18 protein-coding genes are annotated in these 17,327 nt (G+C 42.7%); 7 read left to right on the top strand and 11 right to left on the bottom strand.

Annotated features, from left to right (window positions below; all coding sequences use genetic code 11):
- Positions 1 to 181: 181 nt before the first annotated feature.
- From sps_RS04630 to sps_RS04595, 8 genes are all read right to left on the bottom strand, one after another.
- The gene (locus tag sps_RS04630; RefSeq protein WP_077751458.1) at positions 182 to 1,504 is read right to left on the bottom strand and encodes a zonular occludens toxin domain-containing protein; all 1,323 of its coding nucleotides are present in this window, start codon (positions 1,502 to 1,504) and stop codon (positions 182 to 184) included.
- Positions 1,504 to 1,851 carry a DUF2523 domain-containing protein gene (locus tag sps_RS04625; protein ID WP_077751457.1) on the bottom strand — a complete coding sequence of 116 codons (348 nt, stop codon included), beginning with the start codon at positions 1,849 to 1,851 and terminating at the stop codon, positions 1,504 to 1,506. Before sps_RS04625 ends, sps_RS04630 begins: the two co-directional genes overlap by 1 nt.
- 9 nt (positions 1,852 to 1,860) lie before the next feature.
- Positions 1,861 to 3,426 carry a virulence factor TspB C-terminal domain-related protein gene (locus sps_RS04620; RefSeq protein ID WP_077751456.1) on the bottom strand — a complete coding sequence of 522 codons (1,566 nt, stop codon included), beginning with the start codon at positions 3,424 to 3,426 and terminating at the stop codon, positions 1,861 to 1,863.
- Between the two features lie 66 nt (positions 3,427 to 3,492).
- Positions 3,493 to 3,705, bottom strand: a complete 213-nt coding sequence (locus sps_RS04615) for a major capsid protein (protein WP_077751455.1) — start codon at positions 3,703 to 3,705, stop codon at positions 3,493 to 3,495.
- A gap of 2 nt (positions 3,706 to 3,707) precedes the next feature.
- On the bottom strand, positions 3,708 to 3,986 hold the full coding sequence (locus sps_RS04610; RefSeq protein WP_077751454.1) for a hypothetical protein: 279 nt from the start codon (positions 3,984 to 3,986) through the stop codon (positions 3,708 to 3,710).
- Between the two features lie 2 nt (positions 3,987 to 3,988).
- Complete coding sequence (locus sps_RS04605; RefSeq protein ID WP_077751453.1) at positions 3,989 to 4,189, bottom strand: hypothetical protein; 201 nt, start codon at positions 4,187 to 4,189, stop codon at positions 3,989 to 3,991.
- A gap of 5 nt (positions 4,190 to 4,194) precedes the next feature.
- On the bottom strand, positions 4,195 to 4,536 hold the full coding sequence (locus tag sps_RS04600; RefSeq protein WP_077751452.1) for a hypothetical protein: 342 nt from the start codon (positions 4,534 to 4,536) through the stop codon (positions 4,195 to 4,197).
- 67 nt (positions 4,537 to 4,603) lie between these two features.
- A complete protein-coding gene (locus tag sps_RS04595; RefSeq protein ID WP_077751451.1) occupies positions 4,604 to 6,766 on the bottom strand; it encodes a replication endonuclease in 2,163 nt (720 codons plus the stop codon).
- A 134-nt stretch (positions 6,767 to 6,900) separates the two neighbouring features.
- On the opposite strand from sps_RS04595, the gene sps_RS04590 reads away from it, so the two are divergent.
- Positions 6,901 to 7,245 (top strand): helix-turn-helix transcriptional regulator, encoded by a 345-nt coding sequence (locus sps_RS04590; RefSeq protein ID WP_077751450.1) that lies wholly within the window; start codon positions 6,901 to 6,903, stop codon positions 7,243 to 7,245.
- A 1,860-nt stretch (positions 7,246 to 9,105) separates the two neighbouring features.
- On the opposite strand, the gene sps_RS04580 is transcribed toward sps_RS04590, so the two are convergent.
- Together sps_RS04580 and sps_RS04575 are read right to left on the bottom strand one after the other, a co-directional pair.
- Complete coding sequence (locus sps_RS04580) at positions 9,106 to 10,398, bottom strand: tyrosine-type recombinase/integrase (RefSeq protein ID WP_077751448.1); 1,293 nt, start codon at positions 10,396 to 10,398, stop codon at positions 9,106 to 9,108.
- A gap of 169 nt (positions 10,399 to 10,567) precedes the next feature.
- Positions 10,568 to 10,870, bottom strand: a complete 303-nt coding sequence (locus sps_RS04575; RefSeq protein WP_077751447.1) for a hypothetical protein — start codon at positions 10,868 to 10,870, stop codon at positions 10,568 to 10,570.
- A gap of 226 nt (positions 10,871 to 11,096) precedes the next feature.
- On the opposite strand from sps_RS04575, the gene sps_RS04570 reads away from it, so the two are divergent.
- On the top strand, positions 11,097 to 12,692 hold the full coding sequence (locus tag sps_RS04570; RefSeq protein WP_077751446.1) for a DUF3369 domain-containing protein: 1,596 nt from the start codon (positions 11,097 to 11,099) through the stop codon (positions 12,690 to 12,692).
- Positions 12,693 to 12,703: 11 nt separating this feature from the next.
- On the opposite strand, the gene sps_RS04565 is transcribed toward sps_RS04570, so the two are convergent.
- Positions 12,704 to 13,180 (bottom strand): hypothetical protein, encoded by a 477-nt coding sequence (locus tag sps_RS04565; RefSeq protein ID WP_077751445.1) that lies wholly within the window; start codon positions 13,178 to 13,180, stop codon positions 12,704 to 12,706.
- Positions 13,181 to 13,442: 262 nt separating this feature from the next.
- Between sps_RS04565 and ccoN the strand changes: the two genes are divergently transcribed.
- The 5 genes from ccoN to sps_RS04540 all read left to right on the top strand — a co-directional run bounded on the left by ccoN (position 13,443) and on the right by sps_RS04540 (position 17,245).
- Entirely contained in the window at positions 13,443 to 14,870 is a 1,428-nt protein-coding gene (gene ccoN / locus sps_RS04560; RefSeq protein WP_077751444.1) for a cytochrome-c oxidase, cbb3-type subunit I, read from the top strand.
- A gap of 12 nt (positions 14,871 to 14,882) precedes the next feature.
- The gene (gene ccoO, locus sps_RS04555; RefSeq protein ID WP_077751443.1) at positions 14,883 to 15,509 is read left to right on the top strand and encodes a cytochrome-c oxidase, cbb3-type subunit II; all 627 of its coding nucleotides are present in this window, start codon (positions 14,883 to 14,885) and stop codon (positions 15,507 to 15,509) included.
- 13 nt (positions 15,510 to 15,522) lie between these two features.
- Positions 15,523 to 15,687 carry a cbb3-type cytochrome oxidase subunit 3 gene (locus sps_RS04550; protein WP_077751442.1) on the top strand — a complete coding sequence of 55 codons (165 nt, stop codon included), beginning with the start codon at positions 15,523 to 15,525 and terminating at the stop codon, positions 15,685 to 15,687.
- Entirely contained in the window at positions 15,687 to 16,655 is a 969-nt protein-coding gene (ccoP, locus tag sps_RS04545) for a cytochrome-c oxidase, cbb3-type subunit III (RefSeq protein ID WP_077751441.1), read from the top strand. Before sps_RS04550 ends, ccoP begins: the two co-directional genes overlap by 1 nt.
- A gap of 110 nt (positions 16,656 to 16,765) precedes the next feature.
- Positions 16,766 to 17,245, top strand: a complete 480-nt coding sequence (locus sps_RS04540) for a FixH family protein (RefSeq protein WP_077751440.1) — start codon at positions 16,766 to 16,768, stop codon at positions 17,243 to 17,245.
- Positions 17,246 to 17,327: the final 82 nt, after the last annotated feature.

Here is a 17,327-nt window from a genome sequence, read left to right as displayed (position 1 = left end):
GCCGATAAGTGTCGTTATCGGCAACTAAGGAACATCCATTCAAATATAGCTTCCATAATCATTCCCTATTTAAGTTTTAAGGCTTTGTATAACTGAAACATGATAAAAAACCACATAGGAATAAACATTATTCCGATTATGATTAAAGCGGTAAGTGTTTCTAATTCCATGAATATATACTCTAGTCAGATACGAAAAAATCGCCATTATTGGCACTGTCATCACTAACAGGTTCAATCCTATAAAATGGATCGCAAGTAACAAATGTCGTGTAGTCATACAGCGTTAGTTTAACCAAGCAGCTACCAAACTGCTTAACTGTAAATCCTACAGCGCTAGGACTAAAAATATCCTCAGTCACTTTATTTGAAAATGAATAGTCATACTTAACAGCACCGTACACGTCATAAGTCGCAATCGAGCCGTCTATGTAAACATCAGTTGTTAGTGTAGATACAAAGCTCACTAAGGCCGCTTGTTCAGATGGAACGAGACTATCCTTGTAAGTGATTTTCTGAACGGCTATAGACGTTTTAGAAGCCTTGGAGGTGTCAGAGGTGGCAACTTCTCCCTCAACTGTACCACGCTCTTTAAACAGAGTGCCGTAAAGCAAATAGCACGTAAAAATAAGGAAAGCGACCAAGGCTACCCCGACAAAGGCCATTTTAGGCATCTTGAATTTATGGGTATGTAATTCAGCGCTGAAATATGAGCCGTAGAAGTTACTCGGTCTTTTGATGAATGACTTCTCAGTTTTTTGCAGGTCAAAATAGTTTGTGCTATCGAATTGCTCAGAGTGTGTATAGCGTGTGACTCGTTTACCACCGAATGGATTGTGGTAATGAATATGGCGGTTGGCTAGCTTACGAACGTTGTTATCGAGGAACATTCTATCCTGAGTGACAAGATGAATATCATAGCCTCTGTGTCTATGGGTTGAGAATTCGGCAATATGCTTGGGAACGCTAGAGCCTGTTTGTCTGGGCGGAAAAAAGTGCTGACATTCATCGATAAAAATCACACTGGTTTTAGGTAGCTCATACCACTTTCGAGCGTCCTCAAAATGGGTGAAATGCAGATTAAACTGTTTGAGCTGTTCAAAGGTCAAATAGTCAGACGGCATATTTTCAATGAACTCTTTGACCACTTTAAGCTGGGTTTTCGAATAGAGTTTGAATACCCAAAATAACCATGTGTCTAGCGGGTCATGGGCTTCGTAATAGCTTTCTAACCAAGGTACATCGGCCAGTGTGACTAACTCTTCATCGTTATGAATGCGCTTCATGATTTTGAGTAATTTAGCCTTACCGCGCTTATCTTTGAGGTTGTAAAGATAGAATCCGTAAAACCAACCAGAGAAGCTGCTAGCCACATCATAATCAAGCATGAACAATTTGACGTTAGTGTAATAATTGGGTCTATCACCTGAGTTAGACCTGACCATGGCCGCTACGGTATTAAGTGATTTAGACGCCCCGCCCTTACCCGTTATAAGAAATAGCATTAGGCACCCCAGTCCACATCAGATTTATCACCTGGCTTACGCCAAACTGTTTTACGCATATCGCCGTTTCGGTTGACCCCTTTAAGTACCATCAAGAAGACCCCCGCCGATAACATAATATTAAACGCAGTATCTATCCCCAATAGCGTGATAAAAGTAGCAATGTGCGGAGAAAGCCCCGATGCAGAGGCGTTTAACTTATCAATGATGGAATCAAATATTAATCCAACCCCTGCAAAGGCTACCGTGCCAAACCCTAAAGCAACTGCAATACGCGCCGTAGAAGCTACAAGGAATTGAGCAAGGAAAGGCACCACTGAGGCGGCAAACATAATTACATATTGCATGATTTATCCTTATGAGAATTTAGCGATCATAAGACCAGCACTGACCGTTGCGAACGCCACCAGAAACCAACGAATCACCCTAGCGAGGTCGCAAAATGGAGTCAGGTCGAGCGTAAGAGAAGTGATAACAACGTCTACCGTATAAGGTGCTGGACAAGTTGAAGCGCCCGCAGTAAAGCCTGAGCCATCAGTGTATTTGCTCATAAAGCTAGAAGTATCAACAGTGCCGGCATCAATGTTTTCGAGGTCGGAGTCTTCATGGTCAAGAAAAGTGTTAAGTTCAGATTTAAAATCACCAAGCGCCCCACTATCGGTTAATGCGGTTTGATTAGCACAATCTAGTTCCCACTGTTTACGAGCTACATAACACGCTGGAGTTTGAGAGCTACAGGTAAATGAAACGCAAGAATTTTCAGTTGCAGTATCCCCTTCACCATCATCTGGTTCACCACCATCACCCCCGCCACTACTACCGCCAGCAGTATTCGTTTTAATTGCATCTAACGCCGCTTGAAGCTCAGCAGCTCTAGCATTGAATTCATCCGTTTGGGTTTGAGATATATCGGATATTTCTTGAAGTTTCTCGATAACATTTGTTGAACCTGTATCCATACCCTCAACAAAATCAAGAATGTCATCGACTACATCAAAAAGGTCTTCGGTGTTATCTGCGGTGTCTTTGGAAGCCCTACGAATGTCATAAGAATTGTCATACATGCTAGTAATCATATTCTTTATTTCAGGTAAGGTTCCTAAATAAGACGTGTTGTTTTTAGTCTCAGAAGTGAATGATTCAATCATATCTAAGGAGCTATCAATTTTTTGAAGCTGGGTCTTATTTGATGTTTGGAAGAACTCCAAGGCCTCAAGAAGCTCATCGTCACGGAGTCTTTTAGCAGTGATATGGGGTAGTAACCACGTTTGGTCAACCATCCCTTCAGCAACCGCCTCATCACGCTGTTTTTGCTCCCAAGCAGCATCATCTATAGCCTTAGCCATATCTGAGAAATCACGTTGACCAGAAATAACCTCTAATAATTGATTAGAAAGAGAAAGGTGAGCATTAGTTTTAATCCCCTCCTCATTGATTTCAACAAGTCGACCAAATAGCAGCCTATTTTCATTATTCATTTGTGCCAGTAAGGCAGCATTACTCCCCGAACCATCATTAATGTAATCAGGGTTAGGAGAAGGGTCGGGAAAATTATAGGGATTATCTGGGTCTGGATTATCGGGGTCAGGGTCTGGATCGGGATTATCAGGGTCGGGGTCAGGGTCTGTTGAGCCTTGGCAATTATTAACATCGGTAGCGTGATAACACATATCAACCCAGCACTGAACGTTAGTAGGATCACCAGTAGCGCAAGTAATTCCATCTCCACAATTCCGCCAAGAATAATCATTAGAATCACATTGGGTTGCTCTAAATGTTTCAGCCTGACTTTCTGAAGGAAAATAAAATGTGATCGGAATGTCTACACTAGGAGGTGTATAGGCGAAGCAAAAAGAAGAGAGGAAAACTAAGGAATAAACCGCCTTACACAGTCTATTAATACACATAATACGATAATCCATACTAAATCCATTACTGAAATCAAAGGAAGTCCTTAAGGCGAGGCGAACCTCGCACAGGTTTAAGAGCTAGCCAAAAATCGCAGCTTTAGCCCACTTAAATACGATAGCGATAGCCGCTAAACCAATCATTGCCCCACCGATTGCAGCAATAGCCGCGCCTCCATCTGTGGTAATTGAAGTAACAGCATCAGTAACATCAATAGCCGCTAGAGCTGTAGATGGCATAGCAACGGTAAGCAACATAAGGCAAACGCCAGTTGCAAATGTTTTAATATTCATAATTAATATCCCATTTGTTTTAGCGCAAGTTTAAAGACAAAAACCAGCGCGTAGAGTGTGGCCGCAGCCGAGAACAACAGTGAAACGTCAGTCTGAGTTAACGTTGACTGACCCGATAGAGGGACGGAAGAATCCGACCCGCCTACAGAGAGTGAAACAAGCAATTCATATTCACGAGGTGGCACCAAAATAAAATCACATTCAGGATTTGGGTTGTCAGCATCAACAGCCCCGAATATCGAGTAATAGCCATTACCTAGATCCCGAACGCAATCAGTCATGGTTAAGCCGCCTTCTCTTTGCGTTTCTTATCGAGGATTCGCTTAAGGTCATTAGCGATACGATGAACAACAAACTCAAAAAGAAAAAAGGTAAGAAGGCCATATAAGAACCCTTCCAAAATACCAAGGTCATAAAATGTATCTAGGCATTCCGCTAGCATTACAGGGTTACAAATTGATGTATCTGGAAGTGATTCAGTCATAAGGGTTAACCAGCTTTAGAGTGAGAGGTTGAATTCTCAGCAGGTGATTTATAAAGGTGGAAACCTTGAAACTCCTTGTGCATCCCCTTTTCATCTGCAAATGAAGATTGCCTATAATCGAGTGAAAGGGTAAAAGGTTTAAAAGTTCCAGCCATAGACTTTAGATAGGGCATAGTTTTGCCGTCTCCGTAAAGCTCAGGTGAAACCGTAACCTTTACCACACAGGTTGGAGATAACATGGATACCCCCACGACCGCATACTGAGACTTAACTTCACCAGTATTGAAATCGAGCTTATCTTTAATCACGATGTCATCGACATCCATAATCAGTCCTTGGGTTATCATTTTTAATTCCTCATTTATTAAAATTTCATTTACGACACTTATTGACACAAGTCCAAGGAGAGCAAAATCAAGGGGCGGCTACGCTTTCGCCCCTTCCCTCAAAAGCCATAGCATCGAAAATCAGCGCCTGCATATCTTCACTTTCTTGCATGTATCGTTCGTACTCTTCATATTTAGCTTCGGCCATACGTTCATATTCATGTTGGCGTTCCAGCGCATCGAATACATCAACAGTACCTGTCATGATTTTCTTAGCACCGCGCTTATATTGCTCAAGGCTCATGACTTCCCAATTGACAAAACGGGTCGCTTTAAATACCCCCTGAAACATAATCCCGTTGATACGCGCCGCTGATTTATCGCCAAATCGGGTTTGTGAATACTTGATAACTTCTTCAGGTCCAAAGGTGTCATCAAATAATTTTTCAATCGTTGCGGGTACTGCATAATGAACACGAACAGCTTGCTCATTACGCTTAACGAACACCCCGCCCATAGCCACACAGAACGCCGCCCAACAACCTGAGTCAGCCGCCTTGCGCACTGTTTCTAATAAATGATGTTCTTCAAAACTCAAATCTTTAAACACAGCATCGTCCTCTTTGATTTCTTCGCGTAAATTACGCAGTTCACGCCAAGCGGTGACGCTAGGCCCACCAATAAATTGAAATTGACGAAGGCCGTGTGTACGCGCCCATGTCACTACTCGTTGAGAAGAACTAGTCGCACTTGCCCCAGTCTCTTCATCTTTATCAATATGTTTTCCGTTAATGTTCTTACAAAGGTACTTAGCCACATACCCCACCGCTGACCCCTTACTTGGGTCTATATCAACTGACTTGAAGCGGTACGTTTGAGCGCCCTTTTCCTCTGGTGAATCTTTTAATGCAAGACGTCGAAGCTCAGCTTCAACAAACTTTAAATCTTTAGGGAGGCCAAAAAGTAAATGGTGGTGATGCGGTGTGCCGTCATGGTGAGGCTCACCAATGCGCATGCCATAAATTTTGATTTTTGCCTTATCCAATAGCTTGCGGAATGCCGTCCAAACTTCAATTAAATAGAGGTGCGTATCGGCAGAGGTTGGACGCCCCGCTTCAATCCATTTGGGGTTATGAGCACCATTTGACACAGAGTGAAAGCGAGACGGTGCAGTCAGGGTGGTGAAGATAGCGCCATGGTTCATGGTGAAAGCAATCTCCTCAAACCCCTTAAGGCGAACAAACAATTCAGCCTCGCGCACTTCTTCATTGGAAATAGATTTTTCTGAGAGTTCAGCAAGGGTGAAGGCATTCTCATAGTCGCTGGTATCAACGGCCATAGTCCTTTCGAGAGATTCAGCATTAGAGATTTTACGAGCTTTATAACGGTTAACTGCAAAATCACTGCAATAGGCTTGCTTGTGCTTATGAACCAGTGCCAAGTCACGCGCCACGTTATCAACGTTCTGAACAAACAAGAGTCGAAGTTGACGAGAGAGCCATAATTCGTCCAATGCGCGATTAACCAGGCAATGCAATTCAGAGTTCATTTTCTTTCTAAAAATCAATTTTTCATCAAACCCTAAACCCAGTGAGCCTAAAGCGTCACAGCAGATTTTGAAGCGTTCGTTTACGTCATCCACCTTGGAGAGCCGTCTAGCCAGTGATTGCGCCTTCTCTGCTGCTAATTCCCTAATGCTACTTTCTGACATCGTGGCGTTATGGCCTGATGAATGAAGGCGATTAGATGCTGCTTCTACCATTTGCAGTGCTTCGAAATAGTCACGCTTATCGCAGACCGAAACAAAAGAATGCAGCATGGCTGGAGCAAAATCGCGGTATTGACGCAGTAGGCTAAACAGCTCCCCTTTCCAATTAGTGGCTAACACTGCGGCTTCTTTATCGTTTCTTGGTGTAAAAGAATAAGCAGAAATCTTATCTAGCAGTGCAGGCACCAGCCCTAGGCTTAACGATTTAGCTATCTTGCTTGGCTCAGTCTTAACTTGAGTCAAAGCCAACTTGAGTGGTGATTTAGTTTTAGGTGTATCAGGGAAAAATGTATCAACTGAATAAACGATCGCAGATTCACACACTGGACAGGCACAAAGAGAATCAGATTCAAACTCATGGCCACAAGACAAACAAACCTGAATGGTCAATTCGCACTTTTTAGCGGTATTGGCAGCAGATGAAACCTTAGACCAATTTAGCGGGTCGGGTAGATCGTGCAAAGAATAGGAATTTGAAGTCATTTCGTAATATCCTAAAAAGCTGTCAAGTGGAAATATATTTCAGATGTTATTGGAATATATTTTCCATGTCAACACACTGTATAAAAAAACATACCCTACAATTGGAATAATATTTCCCATTAAGGAGCGTTCAGGTGCTAAACGAGAAAATTAGATCAGTCAGAGAGGAAAAAGGGATGACAAGGAAGGACGTCGCGGAAGGCGTCAAAACATCTGATAAAACCGTAATGAATTGGGAATCAGGAAAAACAGAACCTAAAGCCTCAGAATTAAAGAGACTAGCTGACACTATGGGAATAAGCATAAATGAGTTGCTTGGAGAGGAAATTAGTAAGAAAAATAAGTTGATATCTAGAATCACTACTGCAATAGAACACTTCAACGATGAAGAAATAAGATCGCTATCAATGGTTGTCGAAGGAATATTTTTACGACATCAAAGCTACTCAGCAAGACGAGAGTTCTCAAGCAAAAGCTAAAAATTTCTTAAGAAGAGATCTAAGTCAAAAACGCTCAATCAAGAGATAGGATTCAGAAGGAATTGAGGAAAATGGTATTGGATTACCCACGTAAGACAGGACGGGGGTTTTTTCTGGTATCTTCGAATCTATGGAAGATTTACAAGATAAAGAGAGAAAGAGGGGGGCGCTTCGCTTGCCTCCCCCCTCTTTCCATCTCTATGCAATGCTAAGCAAAAGTCCCAATATGGGAGTAGAGTCCACTGTTTAAGTATGTGGACTCTTAAATATGCGCCCTATCGAATCCCCGAACAAAAAATCAAAATCGGTCTGGCAGGACAAGGGAAGGTGCACAAGCTAAGAGTTGAACATTCGTTCGCATGCTCACAAGCGAATCAATCAAAAGAATGGTTTAACGATCATGAAAATAAGGCAAAGGAAAACCCGCTAATTGATGGGGTCATTAGCGGGTCAGGAGTCACTTAAAATTAGATATCAATTTTATTCCCCCTACTACACTGTCACAAAGTTTAGTAGGTAGAAGGTTAGCAATAATTAAAGCACGACGAACACTTAACCTTCCCCTATAGAGTGATAGATAGAGCAGTATTGAGCCACTCGCCTAAAGAGCAGTTGACGGAAAGCATAAAACACCCATCAAATTTTATGTTGCCATGCGAAGTATGCCGAACAACAATTTCTTTGATTTAGAACATTAAACATGCTGTTAGTGATGAATAAATTAGATGTGAGTTCGCACAATGTGCGTTATGTGTAAACTCAGCCCAAGGGCTGTTTTTTAGTCTGCGACTTTACCAAAAAAACCAGTTCAACATAACGGCTACCCTATTGTGCGCACTTTGGTGTGAGAACGTCTGGATAGAGGTATGGAACCTTAGTGGCCAGTTTATGCTTCATTGGTACTGAACTGGTGTTGTACATTCAGAGTTATAGATTGAGTATCTATCCGTTACGTCATCACACAATAAAATAATAACTCGTGGCCATTCCTTCCATTATTTCAACATTAAAATGCACTCTATTAGATTCATTAGTCTTGATGCGCGGCTCAGGTCAGGTTTGAAATTTTGATGCAGTAACCAAACATCAGCCATGTTGATACTCACATCCGTTGAAGTTAATTGAGAAAGCTATATGCCTTTTAAATGATCCTCGCAGACACACTCAATGTTACTTTAGTTTTCGATTATAGGTTATAGATAGCAATACGTTAATTGTTCTGACTCTGGCTTAATTCATGCTTGGTTTACGTTAATAAATAGCATCTGTAGTTATACAATTCATTGATTAAAAATAGTTTTCTAGCAAGCTTAATGCGCCGCTACGTGAAATCTAACCACTAACTACCCACAGAGTTTTAAAGTGTGCACGTAGCGACGCCTTAACCATATCTAGTTTCTTTCTCTGAGAAACCTTAGCTAATCTGCCAATTACACGATCCGAACTATTGAATACTTTATAGCTCTAAACTTAGCTATTCGAGCCTAGCTCAAATTGAATTACTTTGTGTCTAACATATGGGCTGAGTCAGCTGAGAATTCCTGTCTTTGAATCTAGATTTCGGGGCAATGAATCAAATATGCAAAGCTAGATCTTGAACAGATTAGAAATATTTCATCTTAAGTTGGAGACCTAAAAGCCTCTTATTAACCGTCATTAGTTGATATGAATACGAATAGCACTCATCACGGATATTCTATTAGATTTTAAAGGGATGAGTCTTTGTTCGAATGACTTTAATATAGGCCAATTTCGATTTTTTACTCAATTGCCGATAATGACACTTATCGGCATTAACTGAGCAGAAATTCTGATTGATTGAAGCTTATGACTTGTAGATTAGAACTCTCAGAACTGGATTTATCCTATCCCTTGAAGATGATCTAACGGCTTGTTCTGAGCACTCTGGTGTCTCTCTATCTGTGAGGTATGCAGGTATTGGGACGTAGTATCGATGCTCTCGTGCCCCGCATCTGCTTGAACATGAGATAGCGGCCTTCCGTTGATATTGATGTCATGGGTGATCCCTGTGTGGCGTATATTGTGCACACTCAGGGCCCTCATCTGTTTGGCATCTTCTTTAAATCCGTCACTTTCGGCGGCGTTAGCTGCATGGTCGATGATCTTACCCACTTCGTCTCTTATTTGCCTTATGCCTAGGTTCGCATTGAGTGTGCCGGCTTCCCTTCCCCGTCCAGCGGCTTTACGCCGTATAAACAAGGGATGCAGCTCCCCTGAACTCGGATAGTCGGGTAATTTTAAGTACTGACGGTACTCGACTAACCCGGAGAGTAAGGCTTTTGATATTGCTACGCTGCGTCGTTTTCCCCCTTTACTAACAGGAATATGAAAGCTCCAAATTCCCGTTTGTTTGTCTTGCCTGAATTGACTCATCACAGGTGAGTAACCTGCTCTTGCACCGACTTCAGATACTCGAAGGTAACAAGAGTAGATAAGCTTTATCATAAACAGACTTCTTTGGTGGATGTCTGGTTCATCGATGGCGAGCTTTTCGACTGTGGCAATCACATAAGACCACTGTAGTTCAGTAAAGGCCAACATATTGCTGTCATCCGGGTTAACACGATACTTCTTCTTAGAGGAGAAGCGGCTGTGATTCATCCAGGCCTGGGCAGGATTGCGCTCGCAGTAGTCTTCACTCATCAAATAGCTGTAAAAGGAAGAGAGAATAGCAATCTTGGTCTTTAAGGCATTTTCGCTAAGCAGATAAGGTAACTCTTTACCTAGGACCTTCTTACCCACGAATGGACGCCATGCTGAGTTGGGTACTCTCTGCCCTTCTGCCTTATCGAGTTTAAACTGGGCTACGTTAAAGTAGCCTATCAGCTCTAGGGGAGGACTTTGGCAATAGGCAAGGTAGCGGGCAACCTCTCTGCGCGTCAACGTTGCAGGCGATTGTTTTACTACATCGAAGCACCAATGGAAAAAGGTGGTTAACTCGCTGCGGTAAGCTTTATAACTGTTTTCGTTATGCTGCTGTTCATAGAGTAATTCTGATGCGTGTTCGAAGATTAAGCCTGCATCACTCACCTGGTCGAGGCTGATCTGCGTTATGTATTGATTGACGACACTATTGCCTTCCTCAATGAATTTGGCTGATTCAAAAAGTGGCAATACTGGGGGCATGTGCATATTTAACTCTCATTGCATGTCCTGGTGCTTTCCAGCAGAGGATCTAAATATCGCTAAGACATTGATCTTAACAGTGTACTTGCTATGGAGACAATAAATTAAATACTAGATAAGCTGTAGCATAGGAATAGTGTAAATCATTGGCAGACAATTCACTGTGGTGGTCACCTTACAGCAACCGCTCATACTTACCTCTGCTATTTGTCCTTGATTGGCTTGTTATTTCTTCAACTTGTTCAATACTTGAATGGGGTCGATATTGAGCGGATGAAGCAAGGCCCGCAGAACAACTGAGGGAGCAGTCTTTAGTGCAACCGATCTTTTTACTACAGCACCAAAGGCACATCTGCCACACTTTCTGCTTAGACGCTTGGTCCAGACAGCGAAAGTCAGCAGCGCACAAGACGCCGTCTTGGATCAGTTGAGTTAATTTTTCTGTTGATATCGACAGGTTTATCCTTTGGTTATTCATCTGCGTGTTCCTATTTATGCCTTAATTGTAAGTTTACACGCAAATGAGAATTATTATCAATAGCAATTAAAGCAAGAGTCAGTAATAGCAGACATGATTTTAAGGTCTATATAAGTAAGGAATAAACAAACTTGAGTTTTTTTTCGTCAGGTATCCACTGTTCTAAACATTGATCTACACTCAATGTATAGGGATGAAAGTTTTTTAACATTATTGAGGTTGTCTAATGCTGATCGATATAGCAAAGAAGAGCCCCCTCTTTTCAGGCAAGAAGAAGACGCAAGAAGTTGCGTCGGGTCCCGCGTGGCGGATCCTCATTGTCGATGATGAGCCAGATGTTCACACGGTAACAAAGTTAGCGCTATCAAGATTCAAGCTCGATGGTCGTTCACTGGAGTTTATTAATGCATACAGTGGTGAAGAGGCTAAACAGATACTCTCTAACGAGAAAAATGTGGCCATGGCATTTGTCGATGTGGTGATGGAAAGTGATCATGCGGGTTTGGAGCTGGTTAAATGGATACGTGAGGATCTTAAAAATACAGCAATCCGGCTAATCTTGAGGACAGGTCAACCCGGCCAAGCACCTGAAGAAGATGTCATAGTCAATTATGATATCAATGATTATAAGGCCAAAGCTGAGCTAGATTCCCGTAAACTGGTTACCAGTGTCTACTCTGCCCTGCGATCATATCGTGACATCATAGAAATTGAAGCAGCAAGAGCCAACCAAGTTAAACACCGCAAAGGTTTAGAGCGTGTTCTTCAGGCTACATCTGGACTGTTTGAACTGCGTACCCTACATAATTTTGCCGATGGTTTGTTAACTCAGGTCGCTAATTTACTCAATTTAGACACCGAGACCTTGTTGTTATCTTGTAATGCTATTGACGCAATGAGTGAAGATGTTAATACCGATGCCATGCATATACTTGCTGGAACGGGTCAGTTCTCCAGTCATCACAACAAGCCTGTACCAGAACATATCAAATCTTTATTGGAAGAAGCGTTAAAAGAGAAACGCTGTCTATATGAGGAAGACTGTTTTGTTGGTTACTTTCCGGCTAAGAGTGGTTGGATTAATCTGCTCTATATGGACGGGATCAGTAAGATAGACGATCTTGATAAGCAGTTAGTCGACATATTTGCTATCAATGTGGGTGTGGCCTTTGAGAATTTGTTGTTAAATAAAGAATTAGAAGACACACAGTCAGAGTTGATATTACGCTTAGGAGATGTGGTGGAGAGTCGCTCGAAAGAAGCGGCTTATCATGTTAAACGAATGGCTGAATATTGCTATAAGCTGGCCCTGCTCTCTGGTATGGAAGTTCACGAAGCTGATCTTATCAAACACGCCTCCCCTATGCATGATATTGGCAAGATTGCGACCCCCGACGCCGTGTTATTAAAACCCGGTAAGCTCGATGCCGAGGAGTGGGAGATCATGCGCCAACATCCAGCTATTGGTTATCAAATACTCGCCAACTCAGAACGCCCCATTCTTAAGGCAGCTAGCACTATCGCTTTACAGCATCATGAAAAATATGATGGGTCTGGATACCCTTCGGGCTTGAAGGGCACTGAAATTCATGTGTTCGCGCGCATCGTGGCTATTGCCGATGTGTTCGATGCTCTTTCTCACGCCCGTTGCTATAAACCTGCTTGGCCTATCGAAGAAGTGATGAAGGTTATGAAAGAAGGTTCTGGTAATCATTTCGATCCTGAATTACTCAAAGTCTTTATCGACAACATAGATGCCTTCACCCAAGTTAAAGAAGAATATAGCGACCAAAATGCGGAATTAGATATTACGGCGAATTAAAAGAAAGTTATCTATTCACCACTATCGGCAAGAAAGTCAAAAATGGCGACATGGGGTGCGCCATTTTTTGTGAAAGTTACAAATGCACGCCAAACCATATAGTTACTACTACAAGAGCCAAATATAAGCTGACCATTATATTGATTTTCATTAAGTTTAGACAAATTCACAGGGATAACCCCCATAAACATGTCTCTTCCTTCTATCCTCATATTGATGTCACTAATAGCCTCAGAGCTTACCAGCTCTATGGTTAGTGGCTTTTCGCTGGGGGTGTTAAAGGGGGTAATCAAAAGTGATAAATCGATCCCTGCAACTTGTTTGTCACAAGAAGCCTGACTAAAGTTACATAGGCTAATGTCTTCGACTAAAATTTGGGTGTTTAAGGCGGTTTCAGCTTGCTGTTGAGGCGAGCAAGCGGAGCATACAAATGCCAAAATCAGTGGTTTGTAGAGGCTTAGTTTAGCGGATAAGTTAATGCGCAGCACAAAAATTAACCTTTATATAAAAAGTAGTTACATTCTATTGTGTAGGTTGATCTAGATCAACATTTCACCCCGCACAATTCCTATCTTTTTTGACATGGCTCAAGTATCATTGTGAAACCTTGTTAATAATACAATTATCGCAAGGATACACGTTGACACATCTTCCGTTATTCCGTAGGAAATCGGTATTTGTGTCTTTTTTAACGGGTAAAGTCACAATTTACTCAAACTATAAGTATAAGTAATAAGCAGTGGAAGCAAAATGATGAACCATTCCCAGCCTCAAGGCGCTGATTACAATTACACCGTAGTCCGCCAATTTGCCCTCACGACTGTGTTGTGGGGAATCGTTGGTATGTCTGTCGGTGTATTGATCGCGGCACAGCTAATCTGGCCACAACTAAACTTCGATACTCCATGGTTAACATACAGTCGTCTTCGACCACTGCATACTAATGCCGTGATATTCGCGTTTGGTACTTCAGCACTTTTCGCAACATCCTACTATATCGTTCAACGAACCTGTCAAACCAAGTTATTTGCACCTAAGTTAGCCGCATTTACGTTCTGGGGTTGGCAAGCCGTCATTCTATCAGCAGTAATCACACTACCCCTAGGTATCACCAGTGGTAAAGAGTACGCTGAACTTGAATGGCCTATTGATATCCTCATCACCTTAGTCTGGGTATCATACGGCGCCGTTTTCTTCGGAACAATTGTCAAACGAACCACCTCACATATCTATGTGGCAAACTGGTTCTTTGGCGCATTTATTATTACGGTAGCCGTATTACACATAGTTAACTCTATGGCGGTCCCTGTAAGTTTATGGAAGTCATACTCCATCTATTCTGGTGCCGTAGATGCCATGGTCCAGTGGTGGTATGGTCATAACGCGGTTGGCTTCCTACTGACTGCTGGCTTCTTGGGCATGATGTACTATTTTGTCCCTAAGCAAGCGGGCCGTCCTGTTTACTCATACCGTCTGTCAATTGTTCACTTCTGGGCACTGATTGCACTGTACATCTGGGCTGGTCCTCACCACCTACATTACACGGCACTTCCAGATTGGACACAATCTCTGGGTATGGCAATGTCATTGATCCTATTTGCACCTTCATGGGGCGGTATGATTAACGGTATCATGACATTATCCGGTGCTTGGCATAAATTGAGAACCGATCCTGTTTTACGTTTTCTTGTTGTTTCATTGTCTTTCTATGGTATGTCTACCTTCGAAGGCCCAATGATGGCAATCAAAACCGTTAACGCACTATCTCACTATACTGACTGGACCATTGGCCACGTTCATTCTGGTGCGCTAGGTTGGGTTGCTATGGTTTCAATTGGTTCGCTTTACCATCTGATCCCTGTTCTATTCGGACACGGTCGCATGTATAGCACTAACCTAGTAAACGTTCATTTCTGGTTAGCGACTATTGGTACTGTGTTGTACATCGTATCTATGTGGATATCTGGTGTGATGCAGGGCCTGATGTGGCGTGCAGTTAATGCTGACGGTACTCTGACTTATAGCTTTGTTGAGAGTATTGAAGCCTCATACCCATTCTACTTTGTCCGATTCCTCGGTGGCTGTTTCTTCTTGACGGGTATGTTCATTATGGCATTCAACGTGATTAAGACAGTAAGAGCGCCTAAAGAATCCTTACCTGCATTAGCAGAAGCATAAGGGGTAGATCAGATGAAATTTAATCATGAGTTAGTCGAGAAAAACATCGGTCTGTTAGGTATCTTCACCGTTATCGCCATTAGTTTTGGTGGTTTGGTTCAGATAACTCCCCTGCTGTTTCAGAAAGACACTACCGAGCCTGTTGATGGTTTGATTCCTTACACAGCCTTGCAGATCGAAGGTCGAGATATCTATGTTCGTGAAGGTTGTTATAACTGTCACAGCCAGATGATCCGACCACTGCGTGCCGAGACCGAACGTTATGGTCACTACTCGGTTGCCGGCGAGTCTGTATGGGATCATCCTTTCCAGTGGGGCTCTAAGCGTACTGGACCAGATCTTGCCCGTGTTGGCGGTCGTTACAGCGATAAGTGGCACGAAGTTCACTTGATTGATCCTCGCGCCGTGGTACCTCAGTCAAATATGCCTGGTTTCCCTTGGTTAGCCGAGAATAAGCTAGATGGCGAATTGACCAGAAAGAAGATGGAAATTCTACTCAACTTCCACAAAGGTGGCTATAAGGGTAATGACCTTTATACCGATGAGGAGTTAGCTGGAGCAAAAGCTGCTGTCGAAGGTAAGACTGAGATGCAAGCACTGATCGCCTATCTGCAGTCCCTAGGACATGCACTGAAATAATAGGAGGTATGATATGGATTACGGAATTATACAAGGCATAATCACGATCGTTGTGATGTTTACCTTCCTGGGTATATTTGCATGGGCTTATAGCTCGCGTCGTAAGGATCAATTCGACGAAGCGGCTAATCTTGTGTTTGAAGATGAGACGAACACAAAGCCAGGAGATCATAAGTGATGAGTACTTTCTGGAGTATTTGGATCACAGTGCTGACATTAGTTGTGATCGCAGGCTGTTTCTTTTTATTAAGAGCCGTCTCTAAAAACTACACAGGTGTTGAAGAAGGCAAGTCAATGGGCCATACCTTTGACGGTATTGAAGAACTCAATAACCCACTGCCAAAATGGTGGAGTTATATGTTCTATATCTCTATCGTCTTTGCCCTGATTTACTTGGCTCTTTATCCTGGTCTAGGTAACTTCAAAGGTTTCCTTGGCTGGAGTAGCTCTAATCAAAGCATAGGTACAGTGAACGGCATTAAGGCCGACTCTGAAGCTGCGATTGAGTTGGCTAAAGAAGAAGGTCGCTGGGTTCAGTATGACCAAGAAGTGATGCGTGCCGATGAGAAATATGGCCCTATCTTCAAAGCATACGCCGATACACCTCTGGATGAACTAGTTAAGAACGAAGAAGCACTGAAAGTTGGTGGTCGTTTGTTCTTACAGAACTGTTCCCAGTGTCACGGTAGTGATGCTCGCGGCAGTAAAGGCTTCCCTAACCTCACTGACGGTGATTGGTTATATGGTGGTGAGTTAGCCACTATTAAGACTACCATCATGAACGGTCGTCACGGCATGATGCCACCAAAAGGTGGCTTACCTATCGAAGACAGCGAAATTAAAGGTTTAGCTGAATACGTAGTTAAGTTATCGGGTCGTGAGCACGATGAGGCGCTTGCGGCTCAGGGCCAAGGTTCATTCATGAAGGGCTGTTTCGCCTGTCATGGCATGGATGGTACCGGTAATAAGATGATGGGGGCACCTAATCTTGCTAACAACATGTGGCTCTACGGCGGAAGCCGTGGTGTCATCCAAGAGACCATTAAGAATGGTCGTAGTGGTGTGATGCCTGCTTGGAAAGATGTGTTGGGCGAAGAGAAAGTTCACGTTATCACAGCTTATGTTTATAGCTTATCAAACAAGTAGTTACATCTAAGTAACATAAAGGCCTCGATCTCATCGGGGCCTTTTTTTTAGAGTGCTATATCACACCTTTCACGGTAAAATGTTCCTAATTATTTTAATAGGTATGACAGATGAACAAGCAACAAGCCTGGTATAAGCAGTTCTGGCCTTGGTTTTTAATTATTTTACCCCTCTGTGCCGTCGTGGCGAGCATAAATTTGCTCTACCTTGCCATAGACAACAAAGATTCCTTGGTGTCTGAAGATTATTATAAAGATGGTAAACGCATCAATATGGATCTGAAGAAAATCAAGTATGCTAAGCAACTCGGACTACAGTTTGAGATGCTAGTGGATCACAACACCTTGACTATTAGTCAGCATGGTGGTGAACCCTACCTGGCTGCATTGAATGTTGAGTTCTTTCACCCGACTATCAAGGCTCGGGACTTTACCCAAGTTGTGACCGCCGATGGCAATCAAGTTTATCGGATTGCACTCGACGGACCGATCACTGGCAGTTGGGAAGTCAGGCTAGACGGTTATGACCGTAAATGGCGTATTCAGAAACGCTTGGAAATAACCGATGACGGTCAATACTGGCTAAACTAGATTGGTATCAAGCGTTATAAAATGAACCGGCAAACGCCGGTTTATTTGAATTAGTAAGCATAAAGTTTAAGCTAAGCTCCAA

The sequence above is a fragment of the Shewanella psychrophila genome (assembly GCF_002005305.1).
Classification (GTDB): domain Bacteria; phylum Pseudomonadota; class Gammaproteobacteria; order Enterobacterales; family Shewanellaceae; genus Shewanella; species Shewanella psychrophila.
The sequence above is the reverse complement of the archived record's forward strand: the minus strand, read 5'-3'. Positions and strand labels throughout refer to the sequence as shown.